We start from the raw sequence: 24,298 nt of genomic DNA on the forward strand, positions 1-24,298 counted from the left end.
TATATAATAAGGAGACCTATATTTTATGAGTAAAATTATTTTTAAAACGCTTTCATTTATTTGTTGACTTGTAACAACATCACAAACATTTTTATATAACAGAACTTTTCGCACCCTTAATCATTAACAACTTCACATGATAATTCATTAAATATTCTATACCCTCTAACCATTTTTTCGCTTCTTCTGGCGTTTTTCCCCACACGATCATGCCATAATTATGAACAAGAACAACTCCTCCACCTTCAATAAAATTCGGAACATTACTTTCTAATAAATCAGCAAATTTCTTTTCATCTTCTACAATTGGAATTGTCATTTCTGTTATGCCTTCTTTTCCAAAAACACGTTCCACACTACGTTTATCGAATGTTACTTCTCCTTCTTTTCCATACAACTCTGATATTAAATGACTATCTACAGTCTGCACTTGTAAAATGCATTCTGCACTACTTTTTTTATAAATATCCGCATGCATAAATGATTCTGCAGCTGGTTTCTCTTCATTTTCAAAGACTGGCTCACACATGCAATTTACGACAATAAAATCCTCTTCTGAAAATAGCCCTTTATCTCTTCCCTCGACATTCACTAAAAATGTTAATGGCTCTTTTGACGTACATAATGATAAACTAATTTTTGTACCATAAAACCAATCACGAAGTGCCAATTCAGACTTCACATCTTTTAATTCATTCCATTTCTTCAGAAAAAATAACATTTCGTCACCCCCGGCATAATATTCATATAAGGTTCGAATCCTTTTTATGTAAAAGGAATATTTTTTGATTATTCTAAAAATTTAATTGAATTATCACATGAGAATGCTTTTTTGTCAATATGGTTTCACAGCCCTTCTACAAAATGGGCCCTTCATATACTTAGTAGCCTCTTCATTTCATACATAAAAAAATACGTTATTCTTCTTATTTAAAGAATAACGTATTTTTCTTATTTTTTATTTCGTTATTGCGTTATATAAAAACTGTGCATACTCTTCGCGTTTTACGAAGTCATCACCTAAAAAGTTTCCTTTCCCATCACCTTTTGATATGTTATTGTCCGCTAAAGCTTTCACATATCCTTCTGCCCAATGCCCCTTTGGTACATCTTTAAAGCTCCCTACAGTATTTCCATTTTCCTTCAACTGGAATACTTTTTGTAGTACTACTGACATTTCATATCGAGTTAATACGCCATCTGGACGGAACTTACCATTGCCATCGCCCGTCATAATTCCGGCTTGTGCAACTGCTTCAATAGCCCCTTCATACATATTTCCTTTCGTATCTGTGAACTTCGTTTTCTGTTCTACATTTTGCTCCAACTTCAAGTACTTTTGTATTAAAACTGCTACTTGACCACGAGTAATGTTATCACCAAATCCAAATTGTCCATTTCCATAACCTGCAAATATCTTTTCTTTCGCTAAATGATTAATTGCTTTCTCTGACCAATGGCCCTTTGGTACATCTTTAAATTCTATTACTTCTTCAGATACTTTTTGATTTACAACATTTTGAATTACAGAACCGGTGAAGAAAATGCCTGTATCCGCAAATGGGTCTTTCACACCAAATTCATATACTTTCTCACCTGTTGTACTCCACTTCACTGCATCGTTACTATACGTACCACCTTCGCTCTTCAAACGAATTTTTGTAGAGATTTTACCATCCTTTTCGTATACAGGTACTTTCACTTCTTTATTTACTTCTGTTTCCTCTAAAAATACTTTTTGATTTTGAACATTAATGTAAGCTGTTTTACTTAATTCTACAACTGGTCGAACATCACGGATTTCATTTGCAACAAAACTTAAGAATACTAACTTTTTCAAATTACTAGCCGGTGTTAAGTCTGCAATATAATTCGCTTCTAAATCAAGTTTTTGTAAGTTTACTAGACTTGATAATGGAGTAATATCCTTTAACTCATTGTTAGGTAAGTGTAATTGTTTTAACTGTGTCATCTTACTTAGAGGAGTAACATCTTTTATTTCATTTTTCCCGATCCACAATTCTTCTAATTGCTTCATTTGCTCAATGCCGGATAAATCTTTAACTTTATTACGTGTTAATACTAAGTCTGTTAAAGGTAATGAATATAACGGTTTAATATCTTCAATTTGATTACCAGCTAAAGTTAAGTATGTTACATTTTTTAACGCGCTTAATGGAGCAACATTCGTAATTTTATTATTTGCTAAATTCAAGTAATCTAGTTGTTCCATTTTCGCTAATGCTGTTACATCTTCTATTTGGTTACCTGATAGATATAAACTTTTTACATTTTTCATTTCAATTAGTGGTGCAACGTTTGTAATTTTATTATTACTCAAATCAAGGGATTCTAAATTATCCATCTTAACAAGTGGTGTTACATCTGAAAATTCATTACCACGCAAAGCTAAATGATTTAATTGCTTTAAGTTCGCAAAGAACGACGGATCTTTTATCTTCGCATTCGCAACTGTTAAAGATTTTAAATTCGGCATATATTTTAATGCACTATAATCAAGAATCTCATTCGTATTTAAAAACAAGTCCTTTACTTGTAATAACTCTTCTTTCGTAATTGGTGTATTTAAATCTTTTCTATTAAATACTTTTTTATTAACAAGTTCTCTTAATTTGTTATCTGTTATCATATTTTGAGTATCAACCGGATTATCTATTTCCGTATTGCCTGAATTAGAGTTATCATCTGGTTTCTCTGTTTCTTTGTCACCTACAGTTGGATTTTTAATTTCAAATTGAACTTGATATTTGTGATCATATCCAATAGCCGGAATAAGTATATGCATTTGCATATTATGCTTCTTCTCAAACTCGCCAATTTCAAATTGAACTACTTTCGTTCCATTCTTCCTCTTATCTTCTGACAAAACCTCCACATCATGAAATACGCCAGGTTGATTTTTATCTTCTATTCTAAGATATTGAAAATAATCGCTATCTTGTAAGGTTACAGTAACAATATTTTTCCCGTTTTCAATTGCTACTTTAGGATTTTTTATGTATTGAGAAACCATAGATGGCTCGTCTTTTTGGTCCTTATATATTTTAATCTCAGTATCGTGTGTACGTTCATTAGCTGCTACCGATTGGTTTGCTTCAATCTTTATTGCTGCTAATGCTGGAGTAGAATAAGCAGCAAATGGAATTGCTAATGTTGTCGCTACTACTAGCGCCTTCATATAATTTTTTTTCAAAATAATATCCCCTATCATATATAATTTTTATAATTGATAACTCCTATCAATTACCTACAAATAAATGATAATGAATATCATTATCATTGTCAATGGTAATATTACATTAAGTTTATATTTCCATGTATAAAAAATAAAAACCCTTTATTCAAAGGGCTTTTTTACCTATTGTATGAAGAATTTCACTTTTTTCCTTCTCATTGATGACACCAATTTTTTGCAGAATATTCGCGTACAATACAAGTTTATTATATATTCGTTCTGACATGTTTCCCCTTCTTTCCTTCGACCAACTTTTTTTGTATTGGTAAATTATATGAAAGAAATGAGAAAATGTGTCCACTTTTTGCATGAATACAAATCTTTTATCCCGCTATTTGCGAGCAGTAAAACTCCCACCTAAAAATCAGGTGGGAGTTCAATTTATTTAGCAAACTGTCCATTGAATATTATGCTTTTTAGCTTCTTCTTCAAAACTATATGGCATTTTTTTATCACAAATAACATGCTGAATACGAGAAAAGGCTGCTATTCGATAATTCCCTTTTACGCCTACCTTTGTATGATCACATAGAATATATGTTTTTTCCGCTAATTTCATCATCGCTTCTGACAGTTTCGCTTTTTCTAATTCAAAGCTGGAAACTCCAAAACTAGGCAATAACCCGTCCATCGAAATAAACGCTTTATGAAAATGAAATTGATGAATGACTTGCTGAGAAATAGATCCTGATACGCGTGAATGCTTTGGAGATACTTTCCCGCCAATAAATAAAACTTCGCCGTGAAACATCTTTTTATTAATGGAAGAGATTAATTGTGTTGCAACTGGAAAAGAGCTCGTAACTATCGTTAAATTTTTACGATGAACAAGATATGGTACCATTTGAAGTGGTGTACTCCCATCATCAATCGCAATAACATCTCCATCTTCCACAAACGTTGCTGCTTTATAACCAATTCTTTTCTTCTCTTCTATATGCAGCATTTCTCTTTCTAGCATCGGTGCCTCTACCCCGGCTCCAGGAAGTTGAACAGCTCCACCATACACTTTCTTCAGCTTCTTTTCACGATCTAATTCTTCTAAATATCGACGAATTGTTTCTGTTGATACAGCAAATTCTCTTGCTAATTCTGAAACTTTCACTTTCCCTTTAAACTCTACCTTTTCAAGAATGGTTCGCTTTCTTTCTTCTCCTACTACAGACATAGCTTCACCCCATTTATATCTACCTCATAAACTTCCTTGCTTATACAAAGTTATAATTTTCTTTGTAAGTAGAAACCTCTTCATGAATATGAATACCACGCTTTTCTAACTCATCAAAAATCATTTGCGGATTCTCAAAAGCGAATTCGGGTGTAACAATACCAACTCTATTTACATTTCCATTTGCAATTAGCTCTGTAGCAATCCCAAATGGAATACCAACGTTTCTCGTATAAGCTCTTAATTTTTCCCATCCTGCAATAGATCCATCAGATAACGGATGTGTATGATATAATACATGCCTTTGCTTCTCATTATTTTTCATACCTACTACTTCTACATGAAGTGCATAACCATAAAGCTCTGTTTCTTGTCCTTCTTTTGATTTTAGTAAATACTTTGAAATGCAATCCATAATCCCAATCTCTTTACCATCTATTTCAATCTGATCATTACGCAATATGCCGTAATCATATAAGGCGCGTACGAGCTGCATGTTTTGCTTTGGCCAAGTTCCTCTCGTCTCGATCAATTTGACACCTTTATTTTCTAACGCCTTTGCTAACGTAAACGTTTCAGAATGCGGTATGATATACTGCGTTGTCTTACCATAAGGCGCCGGCAATTCAATTTCTCTCGGGCGCGCAAACGGGGGTACCTGCTTAAACTCACCATCTTCATACACTGTACGCGATGGTAAATGTGGATCATACTCATATGTCGTTGTCTCTGTAATAGATGCAGAAAAAGCAATCGGACGATATGAACCATGACTTACACGAACTGACTCTACCGTATCTAGCTGATTTGCTGCATGCATGGCCATCATTTGCGTTACACCTGGCGTCATACCAAATCCAGGTAAACATGTTTTTCCGTTTTGAACAAATATAGAATGCGAATCATTTTCTTCACCAAATCCGTTTAAGTTCACACCATGACAACCTGCTTCTGCAATACATCGAGTAGACAATCCATTTAACTTAATTGTCGTACCATCCATTACAATGTCATAGCCCTTCATTTTTGCAACTGTATCCTCATGATTTGTTACATCTACTTTCACAAAATTAACACGAGGATCGTTGAGCCATTCTACTACTTTAAGGCCCTCTTCCTCATTAAAATCGGCTACCGTAATTGTCTCAAATGATGAATATTGAACTAAATCCAAAATTGCTTCACGACAAATTTTACCTGCTCCACCTAAGCAAAATACTTTCAACCTATCACAACTCCTTTCGCGATACTATCAACTAAGCGATTAATATCTTCTTCATGTACATCACCGATATTTCCAATGCGGAACGTATCTACTTTCGAAATTTTTCCTGGGTAAATAACAAATCCATAACGTTTTAGCTCGCTATATAACTGTTGAAACTCAAAGTTCTCTTTTGGATAAATGAAAGATGTAATAATAGGAGATTGATATTCTTCATCTACTAATGCTCGAAAACCAATTTCCCCCATTCTATTCACTAATAGCTTTTGATTGTTGTAATATCGGTTGTAACGTGCGCTTATTCCGCCCTCTTCTTCTAATTCAAGCAGTGCTTTATAAAAAGCATGTACAACATGTGTAGGTGAAGTAAAACGCCATTTCCCATTTTGATTTTCCATCGTTTCCCACTGATCGTATAAATCTAAAGATAATGAACGTGCCTGCCCTTTACATTTCAACAATTCATCGCGTTTTGCAATAACAAAGCCGAATCCTGGAACTCCTTGAATACATTTATTCGCACTACTAATTAAAAAATCAATTTGCAAATCAGCAATGTCTATTTCAATCCCGCCGAAACTACTCATTGCATCAACTAGTGTTACTTTTCCGTATTGCTTCCCTAATTTACATACATCTACAATTGGATTGATAATGCCTGTTGTTGTTTCACAATGAACAACTGCAATATGTGTAATCTCTTTATCTTGTTGTAATATCTTTTCTACTTCTACAATATTAGTAGGCTCCCACTCTTCTGTTTGACTGACCACCACATCTATATGTAACATCTCTGCCATTTGTACAATTCGCTTACCGTATGCACCATTTGTACAAACGAGAAGCTTTCCGTTTTTGGGAATAACAGAACCAATTACTGCTTCAACTGAAAACGTACCGCTTCCTTGCATTAATACTGTTGTATATTTCTCTTCTTTCTTCGTTGCTAACGATACAAGTTTAGCCCTTACTTCTTGTACCATCGTGTTATATTCAACATCCCACGTACACCAATCGTATAGCATAACTTCTTTTACTGTTTTTGTTGTCGTTAATGGTCCTGGCGTTAATAATAAGTAGTGATTTTCAGTCATGATCCCGTGCCCCTTTTATGAAATAATAAGTTCTTGTTTCTCGATATGTTCCATTACATTTTCGAGTTCCTGCATCGTTTCTATCGTAAAGTGCGCCCCATTTTCAACGAAACGATTACGAACTACTTCTATTTTTTCACGAAGTTCTGCTGGATCCATATGCTCCACTTCCTCTTCAGTTAAGCCGAGTTCGCTACTGCCAAGAATTACACCAACTGTCCACATACCAGCATTTCTTCCCTCTTTCATATCTGATACCGTGTCTCCAATTTTCATCATATGATTCATCGGATATACACCAAGTTCCATCGCATTTTTATAGCACATCCACGGATATGGACGACCCGCCGGAACATCATCTGGCGTTACAAGAAAATCAGGTTTATATCCTTGTAGTGCTGCTTCTTTTGCTACAATGTCCATCATTTCTCTCGTATAACCAGTCGTTGAACCAATTTTAATTCCTCTTTCACGTAAAGAAGCAATCACTTCTTTTACTCCATGAATTGGCGACGCATAGCGCGGTAAAATAGTGAAGAGGATTTCTTCAAATTCTTCATACATCTCATGAATGTCTGCTTCTGTTGGTGATTGTCCGAAAACACGATTCCACTCATTCGCAATACGAGGCATCTCCGTTAGTGCCCTTACATGGTCTATTTTTAATAATCCCATTGGCTTACGTGCTTCTTCTACGGTAATTGCAATACCGCGTTTATGGAAAATCTCCATAAATACTTCCAGTGGTGCAAAACATCCGTAATCAACTGTCGTACCTGCCCAATCAAAAATAACCGCTTCTACTTTCATTCAATCCATCACCCTTCTTATTTATCTTTTTTGCCATTGTGACGTTCGGTTACGAAGTGCTTTCGTTCCCCATTCATATACAACTCTTACTACAATATTTGTAACAACAATAAGTACACTCATTGCAGCTGCTGGCGCTACATTTCCTGCATCATCCATATTTACGATTGATACGGCAGCTAGTTTAAAATCAGCCGCGTATAAGAATACGACTGCAGAAACAGTCACCATTGAGTTTACAAAGTAGTACATAACCATCTCTAAAATTGCCGGTAAGCACATTGGTACCGTTACTCTAAAGAATGTTTTATAAAACGGAATACCCATCGACTGCGAAACAAGCTCAAACTCTCGATCTAATTTCTTTAAAGCAGTCGTTGCGGTAACGAATGTTACCGAATAAAAATGAATGATGTTTACTAGTACTAACACAGCGATTGTTCCGTATAAAGAATGAAACGGGTTCGTTACTGAAAGTCCAAATATTTGAATCGTTGGCTGACTAAAGAAAAAGACGTATCCCAATCCAAGTACTAAACCTGGTATCGCTAAAGGCACAATAGAGAAAAAATAACCTGTTTTTCTGAAGAACTGTAGCTGATCTATTTTCTCAATCGCATATGCGAACATAAATGTTAAAATTGCCCCAATCACTGCTGTAACTGCTGAGACAATTACGCTATTTTTAAATGCTTCGAGTCCATCTCCTGTTAAACTTGAGAAATTAAAATGCTCAAATGTAAAACTCATATTATATGGCCATACTTTCACACTTGCAGCAATACCAACTGCCACAAATAAAAGAATGATCATAAGTGTAATTACACTACAATATATGAATGAAACTACATCTCTTTTCTTATTAGCCGTTATTCTATATGGTACTGCTTTTGAAGATAAGAAATTTGCCTGTTTTCTTTGCGTAATACGATCAACTGCAAACGCAAATATAGCTGGGATTAATAAAATCATTCCGACAGTTGCACCCATCGGCATATTTTGTTGTCCAATTACTTGTTTGTATACATCAGTAGCAAGTACATTATATTGCCCACCAACAATTTTTGGTGCGCCAAAATCAGTGAAACTAAGTGTAAATACAACGAACATCGCACTAATTAATCCGTACTTTACACTAGGTAAAGTAACAGTGAAAAATTGCTTCATCTTACTCGCTCCTAACATATTAGAAGCTTCATATAAGCGGTAATCAGATCCTTGGAAAGCAATTAATAATATAAGAAAGGCTTGCGGAAATGTATACATGACTTCAGCTATTACAATTCCTACTGGTCCATATAAAGGGATTTGTATACCTTCAAACAAACCAAACATTCCTTTCGTTACTAACCCTTGATTACCAAATAAATATGTAAGTGCGATACCGTGCATCATCGTTGGTGCGAATAATGGTAGCAACGCGATATATTGAAATACACGCTTCCCAAATACATTCGTACGACCGATCGCATAGGCGTAAGCGAAAGCAAGTGTCACTGCAATAATTGTTGTCACGCCCGAAATCCATATCGTATTTTGTAATGATTGAACTAACGTTGGTGTTGTGAAATATTTACTGAAATTCGCAACACCAATAAAAGCTCCATCTTTATCATAAAAAGCTTGTGTAAACAATTGTAATAGTGGCAATACAAGCATAATCAAAAAGGCAAGAATCATACCAATAATTAATAGTCTTTGTATCCACTCTTCTTTACCGATACGTCTCTTAATCTTTTTTTTCGTACTTTCTACCTTTAAATTTTCTAACATCTCCATCTATACAACAACCTTCTTTCCATATGACAACATATGATTTTCTGAGAAAGAGATTTGAATCGGCTTTCCTTTCCTAATAGCTGTTTTTTCTACTTCTGATGCCAATATATCTACAACGATTTTCTCATTATATAGATGTGTTTCCTCATCTATAACTCGCACTTCTGTCCGGTATACAGATCCGCGAAACTCCATGCTTTCTACAATTGTTTTAATACCATTATTTTGTACGACTGTTACATGTTCCGGACGAATTGCATGCTCTTCGTTATTTTTCGAAAAGAAATTAATAGAACCAATAAAATCTGCCACAAACGGATTAGCTGGTCTTTGATAAATCTCCTCAGGTGTTCCAATCTGCATAATTTCCGCATGATTCATTACAACAATTTTATCAGCCATCGTTAATGCCTCTTCTTGATCATGCGTGACCATAATAGTTGTTACTCCTACTTTTTCTTGCAAATCACGCATTTCTCTACGTAACTTTTCACGTACTTTTGCATCTAAAGCAGATAATGGCTCATCCAGTAACAAAATATCCGGAGACAGAGCGAGCGCACGTGCAAGTGCAACTCGCTGCTGTTGTCCGCCAGACATTTGAGCAGGATATTTATCTTTTACATTCAGTAAATCAACTAGTTCTAACGCCGATAGCGCCTTCTCTTTTACTTCTGCTTTTCCATATTTTTTTGTCTTTAAGCCGTATTCAATGTTTTCAAGTGCTGTTAAATTTGGAAATAGTGCATATGATTGAAACACCATTCCAAAATTCCTCTTTCCAGGAGGTAATGCTGTAATATCTTTTCCATTCACAGCTATACTGCCTGTTGTTGCCTCTTCTAGCCCTGCTAAAATTCGAAGCAATGTTGTTTTCCCACAGCCACTTGGGCCTAATAAACATACAAACTCATTTTTTTTCACAGTAAAAGAAATATCTTTTAACGCTGTAAATGCATCAAACTGTTTTTGAATGTGTTGAATTGATAAATATTCGCTCATTTTTTCTCTCTCCCACTCACTTACTTTTTCGGTTCTGCTTTTTGGCCAAACTCTTTTTCCCATTTTTCTAAAATTTTGTCGCGATTTTCTGCTGCCCACTTAAAGTCATTCTTTTTGTATAACTTTTCTGTCACATCTTTCGGGAATCCATCTGGAAGTTTATAATCATTTTTAATTGTCGCAAATCCATTTTTCTCGAAGTACAACTTCATTACATCATCAGTAATTGCCCAATCTAAAAATGCTTGCGCTAATTTTTCATTTTTTGCATTATCTTTTTTAATAAGTGCGTTCGCTTCTACTTCCCAACCTAATCCCTCTTTCGGCAATACAACTTCAACTGGTGCACCTTTTTGTTTCTCTTTCAAAGCACTATAAACCATCGATACGCCAACTGGATATTCACCTGCACCTGCTAGTTTCGCTGGTTTTGAACCTGAATGTGTATAAGATGCCATATTATCATGAAGTTTCTTCATGTACTCCCAGCCTTTATCTTCACCCATAATTTGTAACCATGCAGAAACTGTTAAGAATCCTGTTCCCGAAGATGCTGGGTGTGGCATAACAAGCGTTCCTTTATACTCTGGTTTCGTTAAATCTTCATACGATTCTGGCATTGGTAAATTTTTCTTTTTTAATTCTTCTTTATTTACAGCAATCCCCGTCATAAATGCAGTATTTCCTACCCATTTTTCTGGCTGCTTATCATCTTTAAATTGCGGAAGAACACGATCTGCTCCTTTTGGAGAGTATCCTTTTAACATATCTTTTTTATCTAAAGCCAATAGACTTGATGCAGCAGTTCCCCATACAACATCTGCTTGTGTATTTTTTCCTTCCGCTAGCAATTTCGCTGTAATAACTCCTGTTGAATCACGTACAATGTTCAACTTAACATCGGGATATTTCTTTTTAAAAGAATCAAGATAAATTGGTACAAGTTCTTCTTCAATCGCTGTGTAAACAGTTAATGACCCAGATAATTTATCATCTTTTACTTTTGCCCCAGCACTTTCTTCTTTCTTTGCACCACACCCCATTAATAACGAAAATACCATTCCAGTTGCTACAGCTTTAAAGATTGTTTTTTTCACTGTCTCTCTCTCCTTTTACAAATCTTATGTACAACTCAAATATAAACAACTAGTGTAAAAGCAGTATTAAACCAACATTAATCTTTTGTTTGTTGTTTGTTTTTGTGTAATACGTTGCTACTTCTATGTTTTTTCATATTTTTCTGCTATTAGAAAACACAAAATTTACAAACAATTAAAAAAACCTTTATAATCCCACAAAAAAATGAGGCGTTTGTAAAAAACGCCTCATTTTTGTTTACCTTTTTTTGAATTACGATTTGCATACTTTGCGCTATTTTCTCCTTCGTACTCTAATGCAAATTCTGCATCTGGTAAGCTTTCTTTCGGAGTTTTATTATTGTTGATTGCCGCATTTTGTTTCACTTTTCTTTTTACCAATACATTCACCTGCTCTCAAGAAATCACTTTCTACTCTAGTTTGAAGCAAGCTGAAAGAATTATTACTGGCAAGTGTTAACAAGTACCTAAAAGCCGCTAGATGGAAATACTACATATGAACAAATGATTAAAAAGGAGCGATGATTTTGAAGAAGAAAGAAAAGATTCAGTCGCCAATTTTAGACGAAACGCTCCCGCATCAAATGAATTTCCCATCTTTTAAAGGAACAGGAAAGAAGATGCAACAACCTTTCATAAATCAATATGACGTCGTAATCGGAGACAGTAAATATGATTCCGAGAACAGTCCACTTCACAATTGGAGTGATGAAGTAGATCCTGCCATTATGGCTGGAGAAGAATGGATCCATCCTACAAATGATATTGGGTGGATTTCAGAAGAAAATCAAGAGTTGCTAAAAAAAGAAGTAGACAATAAGAATGAGGCTTTTATGCATCCGCAATTTGGCATTAACGACTAAAAAACCATTCTACCTAACCTAGGTAGAATGGTTTCATATGCTATCCAATAATGATTCGCTCTTTCGGATATTTATAGCGTGGCGGTTGTTCCCTTCCACCGCTAGCTAAAATAAATGTTAAAATACCAACACGTCCAATAAACATGAGTACAATAAGTACCAGTTTACCTACAGTTGTTAAATCTGGCGTAATACCCGTTGATAGTCCAGTCGTTCCGAAGGCCGAACAAACTTCAACGATTAGGCTCATAAGTGGCACATTTTCCGTAATAGATAAAATGAATAACGCCGTGGCACATAATAAAATCCCCATCGTCATAACGACGGATGCTTTTAGTACGTCCTCTTCATGTAGCTGACGTTTGAAGACTCTAACTGTTCTTCCGCCCCTTGCAAACGTGTATAACGATAATATGCTAACAGCAAATGTTGTCGTACGTATTCCGCCCCCAACCGAACTTGGTGATGCCCCGATAAACATTAATATACTCATAAACAAAAGCGTCGGTTGTGACAGTTCACGTATATCCATTGTAGCAAGTCCACCACTTCGCGTCGTCACAGATTGGAATAATGTATAAAATACCGTTTCATGCCATGATTTTCCTACTAAAAAATGATTTCGTTCTAATAGAAAAATCATAATTGTCCCAACAACCACGAGTGCAAAAAATGTTGTCGTCGTCAGTTTTGTGAATAATGAAAAACGAAATAGTTGCTGTCTCCTTTTACTAAGAAATTGCTTTATTTCCATTAGCACTGGGAAGCCGATAGCTCCTAAAATAATAAGTAACATATGGATCATTTGAACAATATAATCTTTTTTATACGGAATTAATGATTGTCCTGTTAAATCAAATCCACCGTTCGTCGTTGCACTAACAGCCGCAAAGAAACCGTGGAAATAAGCTTCTTGCCAAGTTGGAAAGTAAAGTAGAAATCTTGTCCCTAGCAGTATCGCTCCAATAAGTTCTATTGAAATAATTACAATTAAAATAGAACGCATCAATTCTACAAGCCCCGATAAATTCCCTTGATTATGGTCTGCCATAATTAATCTTCTTCTCTGCAAACCAATCTTTTTCCCCGTTATTATCCAAACAAATGTACCAAGCGCCATAATTCCTAAACCGCCCAATTGCAAAATAAGGGCTAAAACAATAATGCCCGCTGTGGTAAAGGTATCTGAAATTGTAACAACAGATAATCCCGTAACACTTACCGCACTAACGGATGTAAATAAGGCGTCGATAAACGTCCATTTCACACCATCCTTTGTAACAAACGGTAAACTAAGTAATATCACTGATACGACTACTGCTAATAAATAAAACAAAACAATGAGTTGTACAGGACGTAATTTTTGTAAAAACTTTTTTATATCTCTCATTCCATCACTTCGCTACCTTTTTTCTATCGATTAAATAAAGAAAAATCTTCGTTTTCTTTATTTGTAAATAACTGCTCAAATAATTTGGCAAACACCATTCCATATACAGTTCCATTACCTCCATACGGCAATGCATAAAATAAATTATGTATATGCGAATCTTCTTTTAATATAGGGAGACCATCATGACTTCCCCCAAATGCTGCTGCCCAATAGTACTCTGCTTGTATTTTTTTATACTGCGGGAACATTTCTTTTACAATGTTAATAAGGATATCGCGTTTATGCAATAACTTCGTATCACCAATTGCTTTAATTTTCATTGCCTCATCTAATCCACCTATAATAATACGTTTTTGATACGTTCGAAAATACAAATAAGGACGTGCTGTTTCCCAAATTAATGATTGCTCATGCCATCCCTCAAAATGATCTACCTCATTTGTCACAACTGCATAAGATGTTTCTACTGTTGTATTTTTTTCTTTCTTTCCAAAAAGCGCTTCATAACCTGTAGCCATAATAATATTCTTTGCTACGATTTGATTTCCTGCTTTCGTATAACATATTAAATCATTTTGAAGTTTTTTTATATGTATAGCCTCTGTATGTTCATGTATAGCGGCTCCCATTTGATTTGCTTTATGCAAGAGACTATGTGCTAATAAATATGGATTCACCTCAGCATCACCATGCGTATATAGCGCTGCTTTTCTTATAAAAGAATAACGTTTTTTAATATCAGATTCTGCAAAATATTCAACTGGAAATCCATACTCATGTAACGTATTATATTCCTCTTGTAAAAATGAAACATCTTCGCTTTTACTTGCATAATACAAACTATTTCGTGGAATAAAATGTGGATTTATATCGAGAGTTGGCACAACTTTCTCCATTGTTCTTAACGCTTCATAACAGAGTCTATATGCCCGTACCCCTTTTTCTTTACCAAATGTATGAATTAGAGAGGTTAACGATTTATCATGAAGAAATTGTAATAAACCTGTATTAGCAGCTGTGCTACCACATGCGATTGCTCTTTTTTCAATGAGCGTAACACTCATTCCAATTTTCGCTAACGAATACGCTATATGAGCGCCTGCTTCCCCACTTCCAACTACGAGCACATCACATATCATATCACTTTCTAACGGTGGATAACAAGGTACAGAAACGCCTGTATTCCAATACAACTTACCAGTCATAAGTTTCATAATTATACTCCTACAATGTAAATTTCTCCTTTCTATGTTTTGTTATTTTCCATAAAAAAATCCAACTAACGTGCGCTAGTTGGATTTTTTTATTTTTAATTTGAACGCTCTTCAAGCCAATTTCCAATCGTCGGATATGTTTGTTTTACAGCTGTTCCGCCGTAAACGATAGACATATGTCCTGTTGGTAAACATACATATTGTTTATCTGTGCTAGAAATATGATCAAGTAAAGCTTCTACTTGACATGGCAGAGCAATATGATCACGCTTTGCGGAAATATTTAAGACATTAGCCTTAATATTTGCAAGGTCTACCTTTTGTCCGCGAATAACGAGTTCACCCTTAACCAGTTTATTATTTTGATAGAAATCACGAATCCACTGTCTATATGATTCACCTGGGAACGGAATACCATCGCCGACCCACTTTTGAACTAATTTCCAACTTTCGACGAAGCGCTCATTTTCTGAACGATCGACTAAAGCAACGTATGGACCAACAAAGTTTGTAATTGGCTTTAACATCTTGTTTCCGAAATCAATCATTTCTGGTGGAATGTTTCCGAATGTATCAACCGCTTTATCTAAATTGAAGTATTTTTCATCTAGTAAAGGACCATATAATCCTGTTTCAGAGAAGTCAAAAGGACTTGTCATGAAAATTAAATTACGAATTGGCATGTGCGGATGAAGTGCTGCATAAATCGATGTTAACGTTCCACCCATGCAATAACCAAGTAAAGAAATCTCGTCCGATTTTGCAGTTCGCATTACTTTTTTCACTGCTTTCGCAATATAATCGAACACGAAATCATCAAATTTCAAATGACTATCTTCTAAACCAAATGTGCCCCAATCCAGCATATACACATCGAAACCACGATCTACTAAATATTCCACTAAACTATTTCCTGGAGTTAAATCCATAATATATGGCTTATTAATAAGAGCATATATTAATAAGATTGGTACTCTCTGTGTTTTTTCTTGTTTTGGAATGTAACGATACAGCTTCGTTTTATTCTTCGTCCAAATAACCTCTTTCGGTGTTAAACCAACTTGTGGTTCTGGTTCGCGTAATAAAATTTCACTCGCTCTTTTCACACGACGATATGCTTTGCGATATTCTTCTGGGTACAACTCTAATTGCTTTTCCCATTCTGTTACGAATGTAGTCATTTTTCTATCTCCTTTTCGGTCGATTTCTTTCTAAAAAAAGAAGTGCATTCCTGCTATGGATATGCACTTTTTTCTTACTTCATTACATGTATAATCCGCCGTTAATATTTAATTGCTGACCTGTGATATACGCACCGTCACGGCATAGATATACTACACCTTTTGCAATTTCATCAGCTTGACCAAAACGTTTTTTCGGGATTTTCGCAACGATCTTTTGACGCACTTCTTCCGGTACTTCTGCTACCATTTCAGTGTCAATAAATCCTGGGCAAATTGCGTTTACAGTTACATTTGTTTTTGCAAGTTCTAACGCTAATGATTTTGTGAATCCTAACATACCTGCTTTCGCTGCTGAATAGTTTGTTTGTCCAAATCCACCAGCTTGACCGATAATAGAAGAAATACTAATGATTCTTCCTTCTTCTGCTTCTGTTATGTATGGAAGTACCGCACTTGTCGTATTAAATACACTGCTTAAGTTCACGTCAATTACGCGCTCCCAATCTTCACGATTTAACTTTTTGAATGTACGATCTCTTGTAATACCAGCATTATTAACAAGAATATCAACTTTACCAAAATGATTCACAGCTTCTTCTACAAGACGGTTTGCGTCTTCTACTTTAGAAACATCCGCTTGAACTGCATAAACGTCATGTCCTTCTTTTCCTAGTTCATTTACTAAATTTTCAGCTGCTTCTTTACTGCTATTATAATTAATAACCACTTTAGCGCCCTCTTGTGCTAATGCTACTGTAATTGCTTTTCCAATTCCTTTTGCCCCACCTGTTACGATTGCTACTTTGCCATTTAATTGAACCATTTCTTTTCCCCCTTAAATGAATTTGTGAACGATTGTTATGAATCATTTTGGTACTCATATGAATAGAGTCCATATATTAATTATGTTTCGTTGTTTATACATGAAAAAGAGATTCTCCCTCTCTCTCTTACACGTTATAAACAAACGCTTTTATCATTTTTTATTTTCCGGCTTATTCGCAGGCTTTACTTCTTCTTTTACAGGTACTTGTAGTTTAGCTAGTACCGCATTTTGCTTTTCTAGCAATTCTAAAATTTGATCAACTTTCGTTTCTAACGTACGCATATCTTGTTTTACTTTCGTAACATCACGCTTTAATGTAGGAGCTTGTCCTAAAGAATCTACTTTCTCCTCTAGAAACTCCTCAATGTTATCTACTTTATTTTCCAAGTTAATAACAAGCGTAGCCACTCTTGCAATATCCTCTTTTGTCGGCACGTTTACTTGTTCTAAATAGCTTTTTGTCGTATCATTTAATGCTTTTTGATAAAACAAATTCAAATCTAGAACGCTGCCCATCCAAGCAGAATATTCTTCTGTTTTAATTGTTTCATTGAGCGCTTTTCCCCAAAATGTTTCGGTTTGTTCATAAGCATTTTTCCATGCTTGTAGTGGATCGAATTTTTGATCAATCACTTTACCTACACTCCCTTTTTCGTTTTTGAAACAATTCAACCTATTCACTATTTTCTAATATTCTGAATAAAACTTCAACCCTATATTTTATTTTTCTTTATTTTCCAACAAATGTATTGACATTAAAAACAGATAGGTGTAAATTGCACTTATAAGCAAAAAATTCCATCTTACTGATTCATGAGGTGATGCACAATCATGCTACAAAATGAACCAGAACAACGCGAAAGTTTGGAAAACAACCAAGCGAAACAACCAAACTCCATGCCAAAAAACTTCTTAGTTCCCTTCTTACTTCTCTGTCTAAAAGACTGGAGTCTTCATGGTTACAAACTTATTCAAATGCTAATGGATATCGGCTTTTCTTCTGTTGACCAAGGTAATGTGTATCGAACACTACGCAAATTAGAAAAAGAAAACCTTATTTCTTCTACTTGGGATACAAGCGATGGAGGGCCAGCAAAAAGGATTTATTCTTTAACTGAATATGGAGAGCAATATTTAACAACATGTGCAACTTCTTTTGAGCATTACCAAAATATGCTGCGGACGTTTTTCACGTTATACACCAATGCATTCTTTCCATTTTCTACTTCTCCAGAAAAGGATGAAAAGGATTCTTCATCTTCACCTGGTGGTACAGCAGAGTAATCTGCGTTCACAATATGCAAAAAAACATTTGGGGGTCAAACAATGGAAACTAAGCCATACGAATTAGTCGATGCATTTTGGAAAAACTGGTCTCAATCTCTTTCCCTTTTCTCTTCAGCTGGGAAACAATTAGAACAACTTACTTTAGAAACGTTAAAACAACAACAAGACGCTCTGCATAAATTAACATCAGGAGTAGATGAGCTAGAAAAAGAATTACAACAATTCACTGCTCAGTTCAATAACCAATATACGGATTACGTGAAGCAATTAACTGGGAACTCCTTAAATGATCAAATTAACGAGTGGCAAGAAAAATGGAATGAACTTTCTACTCAAATGCACCAACTTACTGTTTCTCCTACGAAAACATCTCTGTCAATTCTTACTCAAACTAGTGGTCAATTTGAAGAAACAACAAAACACTTTATCGAACAACAACAAACGCAACGTGAAGAGGTTCAAAAACAGTTAGAAGTTTTTTTGGGAGAGTTCAAGGCCAAACAACTAGAACTCGCAAAGCAATTCGAGGAAAACTCAAAAAATCTATTTACTTCCATCAAGTAAGAAAAATGTGGCAACTAACCGCAGCACAAACAAAACTCTTTCTTCCTCCTACTACATCAAGATGGCTGGCATTTTTCGATATGGAAAAGAAGGAGGACAAAATGAATCCATTTCAAGAAGCACAAACTGTTCCGGAGCTTCGTTATGATGAGATTCAAGTCGGTGATCAAGCATCTTTAACAAAACAAATTACGGATGAGGACGTTATCAATTTTGCAAAATTGACTGGTGATGTCAATCCCATTCATATTTTAGATTCGTTTGCAAAAACGACAATGTTTAAAGAACGTATTGCTCATGGCATGCTCGTTTCCAGTTTTATTTCTACCATCCTTGGAACGAAACTCCCAGGCAAAAATACGATTTACTTATCTCAAAACGTTTCATTCCGTGCTCCTGTCAAAATCGGCGATACACTTCGTGTAGTGGCAGAAGTTATTAAAAAACGGGATGATAAAAAAATCATTACATTACAAACAAACATCTATAATCAATCAGGCGATATTGTCGTAGAAGGTACAGCGACAATACTGAAAAAAGAGTAGCAAATTTGCTACTCTTTTTTCTATCCAAGAACTTCTAATCACACCGATTACTTCCGGGTATGAACACATCGTTTCCACATAAAATAACGTTACCAGTTTAAATAGTGATTCACTAAACTGGACTACTCATAAGGATGTGTATCAACATGGTAAAAACAAACAAACTACTAGTTCCAGGTGCAGAACAAGCGCTTGAACAATTTAAATATGAAATTGCACAAGAATTCGGTGTTAGCTTAGGCTCTAATACAGCATCTCGCTCTAACGGTTCAGTTGGCGGGGAAGTAACAAAACGCCTTGTTGCTTTAGCTCAACAACAATTACGTGGATAATACTATAACATATGGCTTAGAGGCAGATATTCTCTGCCTCTTTCTATTTTCAACATACATAATAGCCCTTTTTCACATACTAGTAAAAGCAAACCAAAAGGAGCGATATGTGACATGAAACGGATTAATATTAGCATGAGTCCTCCCCGCGTTCTTACTTTATCTTTCATTGTGTTATCCATCGTGGGCACATGCTTATTAAAATTACCAATTGCTACAACAACGTCTATTTCATGGCTCGATGCCTTATTTACAACCGTTTCTGCTTGTACTGTTACTGGGCTTGGTGTTGTGGATACTGGAAAAGTATTTACTTTGTTTGGACAGTGTGTCATTTTAACGCTTATACAAGTGGGCGGTCTTGGTATTATGAGCTTTGCTGTTTTAATTGCCATTATGCTTGGCAGAAAAATCGGGCTTCAAAACCGAATTTTACTGCAACAAGCGTTAAATCAAACGAATATTGGCGGCGTCATTCGTCTTGCCAAAGCATTATTTTTATTCTCTTTTACAGTCGAATGTATCGCTACTTTGTTTCTCTCTTTTGAATGGGTACCAAAATACGGGATTGCTAAAGGGCTATATTATAGCTTTTTTCATTCAATCTCAGCCTTTAACAATGCTGGTTTTTCTGTGTGGAGTGATAACTTAATGTCCCATTCCCATAGTATTCTTGTCAATCTTGTTATTTCCTCTCTCATCATTTTAGGCGGGATTGGTTTTACAGTAATCGTAGATATAAAAAGAAAGAAAAACTTTAAAAACCTTACTTTACATTCAAAACTTATGCTTTCTTCTACTCTAATCGTCAATATTATTGCTACCTTGTTTATTTTTATATTCGAGTTCCATAACTCCCTTTCTATGAGAGGGTTTACTCCCTTTGAAGAAGGAATGGCCGCTTATTTCCAAGCAATTTCAACGCGAACTGCCGGGTTTAATACGGTTGATATTTCTGCATTATCCAAACCTTCCCTACTATTAATGATGCTCCTTATGTTTATTGGTGCAGGTAGCGCTTCAACTGGTGGTGGAATTAAGTTAACGACATTTTTAATTATGTTTTTTGGCGTATTTAAATTTTTACAAGAGCAAGATGATATTGTCGTGTTTAAAAAATCTATTAAAGATACTCTCATTGTCAAATCATTAACCATTACTATTATTTCCATTTCATTTATCTTTTTTGCTATTTTAATTTTAAGTATTACTGAGCGTGTTCCTCTATTGATGAGTGCTTTCGAAGTATTTTCAGCATTTGGTACTGTTGGTCTCAGTATGAATTTAACTCCCCACTTAACTATGATCGGAAAAGCTATTATTATCTTTATGATGTTTTTTGGGAAGATGGGACCTTTAACATTGGCTTTTTCCTTTGCACGTAAAAAGAACCGGAAAATAAAATATCCGAATGAAGATATTTTAACAGGTTGACAACCGTATAAATTATCCATATAATGAGAATACAATAGCATATCTCCAAAGGGGAGTAGCGTCCGAGAATTTTTCTTGGAAACAAAGTCGTCATTACGTAGAACTTAGTTCTTCCGGCTTTGTTGGCATTTTCATTACATATGTCTAGCAAGACCTTTGCCTATTAACGGCAGAGGTCTTTTTTGTATTCATTACCAAATTCTTCCATCGTTAATAGGCAGGAGTATGGGGAAGCTAAATAGTGGGGAAATTCTTCACTTATTTAGTACTTATAGAAATGAGAGGAGAATGTACATGGATGTATCATTATTATTGGAGTATGGTTGGGTATTACTCATCCTAATTGCACTTGAAGGGATTTTAGCGGCTGATAACGCTCTCGTTCTTGCAATTATGGTAAAACACTTACCAGAAGAAAAACGTAAAAAAGCACTATTTTATGGATTAGCGGGGGCATTTGTTTTCCGATTCGGATCGTTATTTATGATCTCATTCTTAGTCGATGTATGGCAGGTGCAAGCAATCGGTGCCCTTTATCTTATGTTTATCGCTGGTAATCACTTATTTAAAACGTATGTTAAAAAGAATACGGATGAAGAAACCGAAGAAAAAGAAGAAAAGAAAAAACAAGAGAACTTTTGGTGGACTGTATTTAAAGTCGAAGTTGCTGATATCGCCTTCGCTGTTGATTCAATTTTAGCGGCTGTTGCACTAGCAGTAACTTTACCGAAAACAGGATTAGGTACGATTGGTAGTCTTGATACAGGTCAATTTATCGTTATCTTTACAGGTGGACTTATCGGATTAGTTATAATGCGATTTGCCGCAACTGCTTTCGTACAAATATTAAAACGTAAACCAGGACTTGAAACTGCAGCATTCTTAATTGTAGGTTGGGTTGGTGTGAAATTAGCAATTTATACGTTAGCACACCCTGCTTTAGGTGTCCTTCCGCATTCATTCCCAGAATCTACACCATGGAAGCTTACATTCTGGATTGTATTAGTCGGAATCGCTGTTGGTGGTTGGTTCTTCTCGAAAGAAGTAGAAGTAAAAGTAGAAAAGAATTTAGACGAAAAAGCGCTGTAATTACAGCGCTTTTTCTTTTTCCATTCCCTCTCTCAATGTCCAGAAAAAATTCCATTATACTACCCTTTGTAAACGTTTTCTTAATATATGTATGTCCTTTTTGTGAAACATTGCACAAACTTATTGAAACTGTGAACAATTCCATGTACTTTATTCATATAAGGAGTATTTATAGATGATGTACTAAAGGAGCGTATTACTCATGCTAGAACAAGGATTAGATTATGTTGTCAAACTGGCTAAGAGCAAAAAACAAATGCTAGATACAAACCCGATGCAATATTTCATCCGTGCCGCACTTGCGGGTATTTATATCGGTTTTATTATTGTACTATGTTTTAAATTAGGTAACTTTTTTCACATTGCAGATTCACCAGCAACTTATTTAGTTGCTTCCATGTTTTTCGGAATTGCCCTCGTACTTATTATATATGGCGGTGCTGAATTGTTTACTGGAAACACAATGTACTTCACTGTAGCAACTTTAAGAAAAGAAACAACAATTTCTGATACACTTCGTAACTGGGTCGCTTGTTATGCAGGCAATTTAGCTGGCGCTTTATTCTTTGCTTTACTATTTTACGCAACTGGCATTTTCGAAGCAATCGATCACGGTCATTTCATGAATAAAGTCGTTGAAGGAAAAATGAATACACCTACAATGCAATTATTCTTTAAAGCAATTTTATGTAACTGGCTTGTATGTCTTGCTTGTTTCTTACCTTCTCAAGTTAAAGGTGATACAGCAAAAATTATGATGATGATGCTACTCGTTTTCACATTCTTCTTATCTGGTTACGAACATAGCATTGCAAACTTATCTCTGTTTGCTTTATCTTTAGTTTCACCACATCCCGAGTCAATTTCTTTTGCAGGTGCTATTCATAACTTAATTCCTGTTACAATCGGTAACATTATTGGCGGTTCCGTATTTGTCGGTATGGTTTATCATTACTTAACAAAGAAAGCACCTACTGTTGAACAGGAAGAAACTGAATTAGCAGCAGTTCAAACAGAGGAAATCATTCCTTTACAAGCTCATATGAAACATTAAAAACTCCAAAGTTTTACTTTGGAGTTTTTAGCTCCCCACATATTTCACAATAATATTGACTTCAATCTCTCCTTGTTCTTTCCCTCTTTCTATTCTTTGTCTCATCTTATACATACCAATGACATCATTTGTATGAAAGTGAATTTCCTTAACATATAATTTCTCTTCACAAAAAGCATCTACGAAATCAAGCCCATTACTCTGTCGCCATCCCATATTAAAATCAAGGGAAAGAATATTCACATCATAATCCCGAACCATTTGCAAGGCACATTTTACTGTCGTTGCGGGCACATATCCGAACGGGCAACTTCTTTGATCATCCATATATACATTCATTTTCTACGTCCTCTCTACTTTGAATATACGACCAATACATAACATATTGCCCCAAGACTAATAAAAGGACCAAACGGAATTGGCTTTCGTACTTCTATACGTTTTAATGCAATACCAATTCCGAAAAAGCAAAGACTAAAACAAGATGCTAAAAATAAAATGATAAAAATCCCCTTCACTCCTACTATAAATCCAAGTAACGAAAGTAGTTTTATATCCCCTCCGCCAAGACCCTCTGGATAAATCCTTCGCACACAATATAACAAAATAAAAATGATTCCACTACCAACTATACTATCTATCCAAGTAACTAATGGTACAAAAATACATTCTAAAGTAATTAAAAATGCAAACCAAATTAAAATACGATTAGGTATTAGCATATATACTAAATCTGTAACGGAAATAATGAGAAGTAAAGAAAAGAGCGATAAAATAGGAATAAGCTCTCGTTCTATTCCAATTACATATGCAGTAAGAACAAATAGACTCCCTGTAAGAAATTCAAATAATACGTATAAACTTGAAATTTTTCTTTTACAATTCGTACAACGGCCCTTCTGCATACAAAATGAAATGATTGGAATCAGTTCTTTCGGCTGTAACGTATACTTGCAGTTGTGACAATATGAACGCGGTGTAATAATAGATTTACCTACAGGAACCCTCATTGCGATTACCATAAAAAAAGAACCAAACACCATCCCTGCTAACAGTGCATATACATAAGTGAACATCCCTTC

Annotated in this window: 25 protein-coding genes; 8 read left to right on the top strand and 17 right to left on the bottom strand. The window is 35.2% G+C overall.

What is annotated here, in order from left to right; translation table 11 throughout:
* Nucleotides 1-91 precede the first annotated feature (91 nt).
* The 10 genes from EUC40_RS19270 to EUC40_RS27055 all read right to left on the bottom strand — a co-directional run bounded on the left by EUC40_RS19270 (nt 92) and on the right by EUC40_RS27055 (nt 11,812).
* The gene (locus EUC40_RS19270; RefSeq protein WP_000895999.1) at nt 92-721 is read right to left on the bottom strand and encodes a class II aldolase/adducin family protein; all 630 of its coding nucleotides are present in this window, start codon (nt 719-721) and stop codon (nt 92-94) included.
* 237 nt (nt 722-958) lie between these two features.
* On the bottom strand, nt 959-3,232 hold the full coding sequence (locus tag EUC40_RS19275; RefSeq protein WP_156576295.1) for an NEAT domain-containing leucine-rich repeat protein: 2,274 nt from the start codon (nt 3,230-3,232) through the stop codon (nt 959-961).
* Between the two features lie 409 nt (nt 3,233-3,641).
* A complete protein-coding gene (locus tag EUC40_RS19280) occupies nt 3,642-4,424 on the bottom strand; it encodes a DeoR/GlpR family DNA-binding transcription regulator (protein ID WP_000117664.1) in 783 nt (260 codons plus the stop codon).
* 40 nt (nt 4,425-4,464) lie between these two features.
* Nucleotides 4,465-5,649 (bottom strand): saccharopine dehydrogenase family protein, encoded by a 1,185-nt coding sequence (locus tag EUC40_RS19285; RefSeq protein WP_156576296.1) that lies wholly within the window; start codon nt 5,647-5,649, stop codon nt 4,465-4,467.
* Nucleotides 5,646-6,743 carry a 2-aminoethylphosphonate--pyruvate transaminase gene (gene phnW / locus EUC40_RS19290; RefSeq protein ID WP_071709893.1) on the bottom strand — a complete coding sequence of 366 codons (1,098 nt, stop codon included), beginning with the start codon at nt 6,741-6,743 and terminating at the stop codon, nt 5,646-5,648. The genes EUC40_RS19285 and phnW overlap by 4 nt, the downstream gene beginning before the upstream one ends.
* Nucleotides 6,744-6,758: 15 nt before the next feature.
* The gene (phnX, locus tag EUC40_RS19295) at nt 6,759-7,553 is read right to left on the bottom strand and encodes a phosphonoacetaldehyde hydrolase (protein ID WP_071709894.1); all 795 of its coding nucleotides are present in this window, start codon (nt 7,551-7,553) and stop codon (nt 6,759-6,761) included.
* 21 nt (nt 7,554-7,574) lie between these two features.
* Nucleotides 7,575-9,332 carry a putative 2-aminoethylphosphonate ABC transporter permease subunit gene (locus EUC40_RS19300; protein ID WP_156576297.1) on the bottom strand — a complete coding sequence of 586 codons (1,758 nt, stop codon included), beginning with the start codon at nt 9,330-9,332 and terminating at the stop codon, nt 7,575-7,577.
* Complete coding sequence (locus EUC40_RS19305) at nt 9,333-10,334, bottom strand: putative 2-aminoethylphosphonate ABC transporter ATP-binding protein (protein ID WP_000006184.1); 1,002 nt, start codon at nt 10,332-10,334, stop codon at nt 9,333-9,335. It abuts the gene before it with no gap.
* Between the two features lie 20 nt (nt 10,335-10,354).
* Nucleotides 10,355-11,431: a putative 2-aminoethylphosphonate ABC transporter substrate-binding protein gene (locus EUC40_RS19310; protein ID WP_071709897.1), complete on the bottom strand. Its 1,077-nt coding sequence runs from the start codon at nt 11,429-11,431 to the stop codon at nt 10,355-10,357.
* 228 nt (nt 11,432-11,659) lie between these two features.
* Nucleotides 11,660-11,812, bottom strand: a complete 153-nt coding sequence (locus EUC40_RS27055; protein WP_000240799.1) for a hypothetical protein — start codon at nt 11,810-11,812, stop codon at nt 11,660-11,662.
* Between the two features lie 146 nt (nt 11,813-11,958).
* On the opposite strand from EUC40_RS27055, the gene EUC40_RS19315 reads away from it, so the two are divergent.
* Nucleotides 11,959-12,294 carry a DUF3905 domain-containing protein gene (locus EUC40_RS19315; protein WP_002017878.1) on the top strand — a complete coding sequence of 112 codons (336 nt, stop codon included), beginning with the start codon at nt 11,959-11,961 and terminating at the stop codon, nt 12,292-12,294.
* A 40-nt stretch (nt 12,295-12,334) separates the two neighbouring features.
* Here EUC40_RS19315 and EUC40_RS19320 read toward each other — a convergent pair whose 3' ends face one another.
* From EUC40_RS19320 to phaR, 5 genes are all read right to left on the bottom strand, one after another.
* Complete coding sequence (locus EUC40_RS19320) at nt 12,335-13,684, bottom strand: TrkH family potassium uptake protein (protein ID WP_001204702.1); 1,350 nt, start codon at nt 13,682-13,684, stop codon at nt 12,335-12,337.
* 23 nt (nt 13,685-13,707) lie between these two features.
* Nucleotides 13,708-14,901 carry an NAD(P)/FAD-dependent oxidoreductase gene (locus tag EUC40_RS19325; RefSeq protein ID WP_156576298.1) on the bottom strand — a complete coding sequence of 398 codons (1,194 nt, stop codon included), beginning with the start codon at nt 14,899-14,901 and terminating at the stop codon, nt 13,708-13,710.
* 95 nt (nt 14,902-14,996) lie between these two features.
* A complete protein-coding gene (gene phaC / locus EUC40_RS19330) occupies nt 14,997-16,082 on the bottom strand; it encodes a class III poly(R)-hydroxyalkanoic acid synthase subunit PhaC (protein WP_000206837.1) in 1,086 nt (361 codons plus the stop codon).
* 82 nt (nt 16,083-16,164) lie between these two features.
* Nucleotides 16,165-16,908, bottom strand: coding sequence for an acetoacetyl-CoA reductase (locus tag EUC40_RS19335; RefSeq protein ID WP_000250412.1), 744 nt, complete (start codon nt 16,906-16,908; stop codon nt 16,165-16,167).
* Between the two features lie 153 nt (nt 16,909-17,061).
* Nucleotides 17,062-17,544, bottom strand: a complete 483-nt coding sequence (gene phaR, locus EUC40_RS19340) for a polyhydroxyalkanoic acid synthase subunit PhaR (RefSeq protein WP_000566958.1) — start codon at nt 17,542-17,544, stop codon at nt 17,062-17,064.
* A gap of 198 nt (nt 17,545-17,742) precedes the next feature.
* Between phaR and phaQ the strand changes: the two genes are divergently transcribed.
* From phaQ to EUC40_RS19375, 7 genes are all read left to right on the top strand, one after another.
* Nucleotides 17,743-18,195, top strand: coding sequence for a poly-beta-hydroxybutyrate-responsive repressor (phaQ, locus tag EUC40_RS19345; protein ID WP_000939954.1), 453 nt, complete (start codon nt 17,743-17,745; stop codon nt 18,193-18,195).
* Between the two features lie 42 nt (nt 18,196-18,237).
* Nucleotides 18,238-18,762, top strand: coding sequence for a polyhydroxyalkanoic acid inclusion protein PhaP (gene phaP / locus EUC40_RS19350; RefSeq protein WP_071709899.1), 525 nt, complete (start codon nt 18,238-18,240; stop codon nt 18,760-18,762).
* A gap of 101 nt (nt 18,763-18,863) precedes the next feature.
* A complete protein-coding gene (locus tag EUC40_RS19355; protein WP_071709900.1) occupies nt 18,864-19,307 on the top strand; it encodes a MaoC family dehydratase in 444 nt (147 codons plus the stop codon).
* A 146-nt stretch (nt 19,308-19,453) separates the two neighbouring features.
* Nucleotides 19,454-19,639: an alpha/beta-type small acid-soluble spore protein gene (locus EUC40_RS19360; RefSeq protein ID WP_000241212.1), complete on the top strand. Its 186-nt coding sequence runs from the start codon at nt 19,454-19,456 to the stop codon at nt 19,637-19,639.
* Nucleotides 19,640-19,753: 114 nt separating this feature from the next.
* A complete protein-coding gene (locus EUC40_RS19365) occupies nt 19,754-21,073 on the top strand; it encodes a TrkH family potassium uptake protein (protein WP_071709901.1) in 1,320 nt (439 codons plus the stop codon).
* 294 nt (nt 21,074-21,367) lie between these two features.
* A complete protein-coding gene (locus tag EUC40_RS19370; RefSeq protein WP_000383330.1) occupies nt 21,368-22,162 on the top strand; it encodes a TerC family protein in 795 nt (264 codons plus the stop codon).
* 202 nt (nt 22,163-22,364) lie between these two features.
* Nucleotides 22,365-23,216 carry a formate/nitrite transporter family protein gene (locus EUC40_RS19375; protein ID WP_071709902.1) on the top strand — a complete coding sequence of 284 codons (852 nt, stop codon included), beginning with the start codon at nt 22,365-22,367 and terminating at the stop codon, nt 23,214-23,216.
* Nucleotides 23,217-23,243: 27 nt separating this feature from the next.
* On the opposite strand, the gene EUC40_RS19380 is transcribed toward EUC40_RS19375, so the two are convergent.
* A complete protein-coding gene (locus EUC40_RS19380; protein ID WP_156576299.1) occupies nt 23,244-23,555 on the bottom strand; it encodes a cyclic-phosphate processing receiver domain-containing protein in 312 nt (103 codons plus the stop codon).
* Nucleotides 23,556-23,569: 14 nt separating this feature from the next.
* On the bottom strand, nt 23,570-24,292 hold the full coding sequence (locus EUC40_RS19385) for a prepilin peptidase (protein ID WP_156576300.1): 723 nt from the start codon (nt 24,290-24,292) through the stop codon (nt 23,570-23,572).
* Between the last annotated feature and the right edge of the window lie 6 nt (nt 24,293-24,298).

The organism is Bacillus luti, assembly GCF_009739945.1.
GTDB lineage: Bacteria > Bacillota > Bacilli > Bacillales > Bacillaceae_G > Bacillus_A > Bacillus_A luti.

What these genes read in the sequence shown, in the direction of transcription:
- EUC40_RS19370 (WP_000383330.1), top strand. Translation starts at nt 21,368, where the DNA reads ATGGATGTATCATTATTATTGGAGTATGGTTGGGTATTACTCATCCTA.
- phaQ (WP_000939954.1), top strand. Translation starts at nt 17,743, where the DNA reads ATGCTACAAAATGAACCAGAACAACGCGAAAGTTTGGAAAACAACCAA.
- EUC40_RS19300 (WP_156576297.1), bottom strand. Translation starts at nt 9,332, where the DNA reads ATGGAGATGTTAGAAAATTTAAAGGTAGAAAGTACGAAAAAAAAGATT.
- phaP (WP_071709899.1), top strand. Translation starts at nt 18,238, where the DNA reads ATGGAAACTAAGCCATACGAATTAGTCGATGCATTTTGGAAAAACTGG.
- phnX (WP_071709894.1), bottom strand. Translation starts at nt 7,553, where the DNA reads ATGAAAGTAGAAGCGGTTATTTTTGATTGGGCAGGTACGACAGTTGAT.
- EUC40_RS19305 (WP_000006184.1), bottom strand. Translation starts at nt 10,334, where the DNA reads ATGAGCGAATATTTATCAATTCAACACATTCAAAAACAGTTTGATGCA.
- EUC40_RS19325 (WP_156576298.1), bottom strand. Translation starts at nt 14,901, where the DNA reads ATGAAACTTATGACTGGTAAGTTGTATTGGAATACAGGCGTTTCTGTA.
- EUC40_RS19355 (WP_071709900.1), top strand. Translation starts at nt 18,864, where the DNA reads ATGAATCCATTTCAAGAAGCACAAACTGTTCCGGAGCTTCGTTATGAT.
- phnW (WP_071709893.1), bottom strand. Translation starts at nt 6,743, where the DNA reads ATGACTGAAAATCACTACTTATTATTAACGCCAGGACCATTAACGACA.
- EUC40_RS19335 (WP_000250412.1), bottom strand. Translation starts at nt 16,908, where the DNA reads ATGGTTCAATTAAATGGCAAAGTAGCAATCGTAACAGGTGGGGCAAAA.
- EUC40_RS19275 (WP_156576295.1), bottom strand. Translation starts at nt 3,232, where the DNA reads ATGATAGGGGATATTATTTTGAAAAAAAATTATATGAAGGCGCTAGTA.
- EUC40_RS19270 (WP_000895999.1), bottom strand. Translation starts at nt 721, where the DNA reads ATGTTATTTTTTCTGAAGAAATGGAATGAATTAAAAGATGTGAAGTCT.
- EUC40_RS19380 (WP_156576299.1), bottom strand. Translation starts at nt 23,555, where the DNA reads ATGAATGTATATATGGATGATCAAAGAAGTTGCCCGTTCGGATATGTG.
- phaC (WP_000206837.1), bottom strand. Translation starts at nt 16,082, where the DNA reads ATGACTACATTCGTAACAGAATGGGAAAAGCAATTAGAGTTGTACCCA.
- EUC40_RS19375 (WP_071709902.1), top strand. Translation starts at nt 22,365, where the DNA reads ATGCTAGAACAAGGATTAGATTATGTTGTCAAACTGGCTAAGAGCAAA.
- EUC40_RS19320 (WP_001204702.1), bottom strand. Translation starts at nt 13,684, where the DNA reads ATGAGAGATATAAAAAAGTTTTTACAAAAATTACGTCCTGTACAACTC.
- EUC40_RS19360 (WP_000241212.1), top strand. Translation starts at nt 19,454, where the DNA reads ATGGTAAAAACAAACAAACTACTAGTTCCAGGTGCAGAACAAGCGCTT.
- EUC40_RS19365 (WP_071709901.1), top strand. Translation starts at nt 19,754, where the DNA reads ATGAAACGGATTAATATTAGCATGAGTCCTCCCCGCGTTCTTACTTTA.
- EUC40_RS19385 (WP_156576300.1), bottom strand. Translation starts at nt 24,292, where the DNA reads ATGTTCACTTATGTATATGCACTGTTAGCAGGGATGGTGTTTGGTTCT.
- EUC40_RS19280 (WP_000117664.1), bottom strand. Translation starts at nt 4,424, where the DNA reads ATGTCTGTAGTAGGAGAAGAAAGAAAGCGAACCATTCTTGAAAAGGTA.